Origin of the sequence: Fluviicola sp., from assembly GCF_030151805.1 — a bacterium.
Classification (GTDB): domain Bacteria; phylum Bacteroidota; class Bacteroidia; order Flavobacteriales_D; family Crocinitomicaceae; genus Fluviicola.
In genome coordinates, this window is sequence record NZ_JASLCN010000386.1 from 1 (window position 1) to 5,839 (window position 5,839).

Genomic DNA, 5,839 nt, shown 5'->3' on the forward strand with positions numbered 1-5,839 from the left:
CTTCCAAGTACCCTGATCCGGAAAAACAAGCTCTTCGAGCAGCAAACGGACAGCGCTATTATCACCGAAATTTTGGGCGATTATTCTACAGTCAGCCCCACAGTTGATGCAACAACGGTTACACATCCGGAACTGGTTCAATACTACTGTTCCGATTGGGATTTCATTTGTTCGCGCGCTGATGCAAACGGCTTAATCATTATTACGGATGGCACTACCGTTAAAATTACCAAACCTGCAGTTTCGGCTTCAGCGGTATTAAGTGTTACCTACGGAACAGATCTGATTTCCTTCCGGGGAGAATTACAAACTACGGATCAAACTGCCGGAGTGGATGCTTACGCCTGGGATATTACCTCTCAGAAACTGATCCAGGCTGCTTCTGCCAAACCGACACTCAACAGCCAGGGAGATCAAACTCCGGATGTGTTATCGGAATCGATTGGCGGAGATCGCTGGGAAGTTCAAACGGAAAGTTACGGCGACACTTCTCAATTACAAACATGGGCAGATGCTCAGGCATTAAAAGCCGGTTTATCGCGCATTCGCGGTGAGATCAAATTCCAGGGGAGCTCGTTAGCTGTTCCGGGGTGTTTGATTACACTAACGGGTTTAGGAAAACGTTTCAACGGCGATGCCTTTATCGGAATGGTCGAACACGAAATCTCTGACGGAGAATGGTTAACAACTGCCGGAATGGGAATTGATCCGGAAATGGCCACACAGAACACGGATGTTGTTGCTCCACCCGCTTCCGGATTGCTCCCGGGAATTGAAGGATTACACATCGGAGTTGTTAAAAAAATCGATGCCGATCCGGCAAAAGAATACCGTATCCAGGTAGAAATTCCGTTGATAAACAGCGACAAGAATTTAGTCTGGGCACGTTTAAGTAATTTTTGGAGCAGTAAAAGTTTCGGTGCCTATTTCATCCCGAATATCGGTGATGAGGTGGTACTCGGATTTCTGAATAATGATCCTACTTATCCGATTATCCTGGGAAGTTTATACAGTTCGGCCAATGCTGCTCCTTTGGAAATTGATGCGAAAAATCCGAAACAGTTTCTTCAATCCAAATCGGGATTAAAGTTCGAAATGGATGATGAAAACAAAGTAGTAACGGTAAGCACTCCCGGTGCCAATAAATTGATATTGAGCGATAAGGATAAATCCGTTACCATGGCCGATCAGAACGGAAACAAAATAGTGCTTTCTGACAGTGGAATCCTGATCCAGGCAAGCAAAGAAATTACGATCAAAGCGGGAACGGAAGTCAAAACAGATGCGGGAACAAATGCTAGTGTGAAAGCAGGAGTGAATGCAACGGTAAAAGGCACCAATATTGAACTGACAGCCGATGCCAGTTTCACCGCAAAAGGAAATGCCTCAGCCGAATTGTCTGCCGCAGGGCAAACGACGGTGAAAGGTGCAATAGTCATGATTAATTAAAACACCATGAGTTTAGCAGCACGATTAACAGATATGCATACTTGCCCGATGGTAACACCGGGAGTTCCGCCCATTCCACATGTTGGCGGACCAATTTCAGGACCGGGAGCCCCCACTGTTCTGATCGGCGGATTGCCCGCTGCAGTAATGGGCGACATGTGCGTTTGCGTGGGGCCGCCCGACAGTATTGTCAAAGGATCGGCAACGGTTCTGATTGCAGGAAAACCTGCTGCGCGAATGGGCGACACCTGTGCGCATGGCGGAGCCATTGTTCTGGGATGTCCAACGGTATTAATCGGAGGTTAAAATGAGTGACAAAACATATTTAGGAACCGGTTGGGGATTCCCGGTACGCTTCAATCAACGGGGCGTACACCTGGTTTCGGACGAAGAAGATATTTGGGAAAGCCTGCGGATCCTGTTTTCTACTATTCCGGGAGAACGGGTATTCCGCTACAATTATGGCTGCCCGATTGACAAATGGGTCTTTTCAAAAATTGATCTTTCGGAAAGAACCATGATTATTGACATTATAGAACAAGCTATCCGGGAAGGCGAACCGCGAATCATTACAGATGCGGTGGAAGTCGAGGTCAGGGATGCGATGGAAGGCATTTTATGGATCAAAATAGACTTTACGATCCGTCAAACAAACAGCAGGAGCAGCATGGTTTATCCGTTCTACTTCCTGGAAGGAACACAACTATAATTACGAATTAGAAATTCCTAATTACGAATGAAAAGAATTGAAATGTAATTAATTGTTAATCAACTGAATTCGTAATTCGTAATTCGTAATTCGTAATTCGTAATTCGTAATTCGTAATTCTAAAAAAAATGGAATCAAAAGACGGACATAGCAGAAAGGATCGTTTAGATCGTCTGATCGTTCCCGGCAATTTTAAGATGCTGGACAACGACAAGGCTGCTATGCTCGAAAAATTGATCCAGATAGCAGGATGGATTCGATTCTATAACGAAAAAGAAATCCCGGAAGGTTATTTCGAAGCATTTTTGGATGAACTGAAGGCTTTACAAATAAGTATTCGCAGAAAACATGCACACGAAGCAATCGGGAAGATGGAACCTTCACAGGCATTGCTGCTTGCATTCATTGAAAACCTTCAAAAAGTATCCGAACAATACAACAAGCGCTGGAATGATTTTGCCAATTGGTATCTCACGGAATACCTCAAAGTCAGTCCGCTTTCCGTAAAAGGAGACCGTGTTTGGCTTGCTTTTGACAAAGTAACTCCCGGAACAATTACCATTGAAAAAAACACCGGATTCAACCGGAAAAATGCGGATCAGAATGTATTGACTTATCGCCTGGAAAACGAATTGATCGTTCAGGATATTACTGCGGTCAATGCTTACACGGTATGTATGGAACGAAATCCGTACCACTACCCTGCTGCGAATCTGAATTTTGTAACGGCAATCAAAACCCGCGATTTATTGCACGACCGGCCTGTTTCGGATCGTACCTTATTGTTTGATCACGAACACCATTCGCTTGAAACGAGAGCTATCGGATTGCGCATTGCAGCGCCGTCTTTACTCCTGCGCGAAGGAAAACGAAATGTCACGATTTGCTTCGAAGCGGAGAATAAAAGATGGCTTTACACCCTTGAACAAGCAGAAAAAGAACTTTTGAAAACAGATGATAAAGTACAGGTGCAAACCCTTCAATCCAATCTGTTCAACAGTCTTTTTTACATTACGATCAGTACTCCAACCGGTTGGACAAATGTCAGTGTTTACGAGGTCAAGAGAGACAAAATCAGTAACCGCTTAGTCTTAAAATTCCTGCTTCCGGAAGATTTCCCGTCAACTGTTGGTTGTACGCAGGAAGTGCATCATTTTGAATCCGAGTTTCCGGCAATTCAAATCCGACTTAATTTCGATGCCTGGTTATATCCGTATTCCTGGATTTACAAACTGCGCATTCAACGCATCATTATCCGCACCAAAGTGGAAGGGATCAATGACATGCAGGTTTACAATGAATTAGGAAAAATAGATAATTCCAAGTCCTTCCCTCCTTTCGGAATCAATACTTCTGCCGGAACCTGGATGGCTTTAGGGAATTACGAAATGGCTATTAAAAATACCAGCAGTATCAACGTTTCCATCAAATGGAATCAATTGCCGCTGCATCCGAAAGGATTAAAAGGTCATTACGCCGCTTACCCGGAAGTAGTTGAAAATGACACGTTCAAAATCCGGGTGCGTTATCTGAGTGATAACAGCTGGTTTCCAACTCCGGGAAGAAGCGATTTTCCGCTGTTTGAAGATGCCGTAACCGATGATCCGAATGCCGCGAAAATGGATAAAGCCGTCTCGGAAGAAAGTGATTTCAATAAGATCGTGATTAAGAAAATGGTTCCGTTCGAAGGGAGCGAAGAGGAGTACAAATACACGATTAAAACCCGGACCGGTTTTGTGCGCCTGACGCTTGAAAAACCCGATATGGGATTCGGAAACCAGGAATACCGCGATTTGTTTACCGAGCGAATGATGATGAAAAAGTGGCGTAAAAAGCGACTTCCGGTCCTGCTTCCGCCTATTTTCCCGCATGTGGAAAACATTACACTGGATTACCGTTCGGAAGACATTATTGATTTGCGAAAAAATGCCCGGAACAGCAACGTGATTGTAGATCAATTGCATCCGTTCGGAGTGGTTTCTTCCAGGGAAGTCAGCACAAACACCGGCATTCCCTTTGTGTTTTCACAGGAAACAGATGCCAGCCTGATGCTCGGTTTCAAGAATGTGAAAGGTGGCGAGCTATTCTCCACGTTCATCGTTCTGGAAGCAACCAGCAATGAAATGACGGTTGAAAATCTTCCGCAAATCGTGATGTATTGGGGAGACGGTTATTACTGGGAAGAAGTGCCGCGTGGTTTTATCGTGAAAGACGAAACCAAACGCATGACCATCAGCGGAAACCTGGTCTACAATTTCCCGCTTCATATTCCGCCCAATTTGTATGATAACGACGGCATTTTATGGATCCGGGCAGGTTTCATGAAGAACCACGAATTCGTTCCCGAAATCAGGGCTATTTACAACAATGCGGGATTGGTTATTTTGGAGACGGATGACGCGTCGGTGGAAAAAATGCAATCGTTCAAAAACTCGAACGGCATCCTGGAACCTGAGAAGAAATTACCAGGAATTACCCAGATTGAACAAATTACTTCTTTTTATGCAGGTCAGGAACTGGAAGACCTGAAAAACATGCAAGCCCGCGTTTCCGAATATGTGACGCATCGCGGAAGAGCTGTTACCGCACGGGATTTCGAATTATTAACGCTGCAGGAATTTTCAGATATCGGCAAGGCTTTGTGCCTACCGAATACGAATCTGAAAGACTCCAAAGCGGGAGTTGTAACCGTAGTGGTGATTCCGCAAAACAAGTTGAAAACCCTGAATAACTCCAAACCAATGGTTCCGTCCGGAATTCTTTCCAGGATTGAAGATTTTTTGAGTGCCCGCACTTCCAAAAATGTATTGGTCGACGTGGTTAATCCGGTTTACGAAGAAATTCAGGTAAAATGCGTGATCCGCTTAAAAGACAAAAATCAATTGATTCCTCTTGAGGCACTTTACGAAATTTGCGACAATCTCATTGCTCCGTGGCAAGCGAAAGACACATTACCGAAATTCGGTGAACCGATCCAGATTTCGAAAATCTATAACGCCATCCGGGATGCAGATTTCGTTGCCGGCATCTCTTATTTTGCAGTCGTACGCGTATCTCAGGACAAATCCGGAAAACGCAATCACTATTACCTGCACAAAATTGAAAACGAGGATACGGTTTTAATGCCGGATCAACCCTATAAATTGTTTGTACCCGCAGAAACTCACATTATACAAGTAGAGGAAGATGATGAACCTGCCACTCCTTATGGTTTGGGAGATATGGAGATCGGTAAAACATTTATCCTCTGAAAAAAATTAGAATCATGGCGATTAGAAACAGAAATACATTGATTGAAGGATTCGGCAAAGGACAACGCCCTACTGCTGACGATTTCAAAAATCTGATTGATTCAACGGTCAATATTCTGGACGATGGTTTTTCGAAAGATGCCCAGTCGGGAATCAAGCTTGCGCCAATGTCGGAACAGGACGGAACAGTCATGACCTTCCTACAAAACATGACGGATGACAGCGGCGGACGTTGGGAATTTGACATCCTGAATAACGACATGAAAATCAGTCGCGTCAATGAAAAAGAAAAATACCAGCTCATTCTTCTGAAACAAACCGGGGAAATTGAATTCGGGGAAGAAGGCTGTGACATCAACGTGAAAGGAACCTTACATGCGGAACAGCGATCCGGAAAAAAGACTCAGAAGAAAATTCCTGCAGATGGAAA

Annotated in this window: 5 protein-coding genes; all 5 read left to right on the forward strand. The window is 44.3% G+C overall.

What is annotated here, in order from left to right; translation table 11 throughout:
- Positions 1 to 1,449, forward strand: a 1,449-nt coding sequence (gene vgrG, locus Q1V93_RS14545) for a type VI secretion system tip protein VgrG (RefSeq protein ID WP_300665660.1), incomplete at its 5' end; no start/stop codon positions are given.
- Positions 1,450 to 1,455: 6 nt separating this feature from the next.
- The gene (locus Q1V93_RS14550) at positions 1,456 to 1,755 is read left to right on the forward strand and encodes a PAAR domain-containing protein (protein WP_300665662.1); all 300 of its coding nucleotides are present in this window, start codon (positions 1,456 to 1,458) and stop codon (positions 1,753 to 1,755) included.
- Position 1,756: 1 nt separating this feature from the next.
- The gene (locus Q1V93_RS14555) at positions 1,757 to 2,158 is read left to right on the forward strand and encodes a GPW/gp25 family protein (RefSeq protein ID WP_300665663.1); all 402 of its coding nucleotides are present in this window, start codon (positions 1,757 to 1,759) and stop codon (positions 2,156 to 2,158) included.
- Between the two features lie 128 nt (positions 2,159 to 2,286).
- Positions 2,287 to 5,409, forward strand: coding sequence for a hypothetical protein (locus Q1V93_RS14560; RefSeq protein WP_300665665.1), 3,123 nt, complete (start codon positions 2,287 to 2,289; stop codon positions 5,407 to 5,409).
- A gap of 14 nt (positions 5,410 to 5,423) precedes the next feature.
- On the forward strand, positions 5,424 to 5,839 hold a 416-nt coding region (locus tag Q1V93_RS14565; protein WP_300665666.1), incomplete at its 3' end, for a hypothetical protein.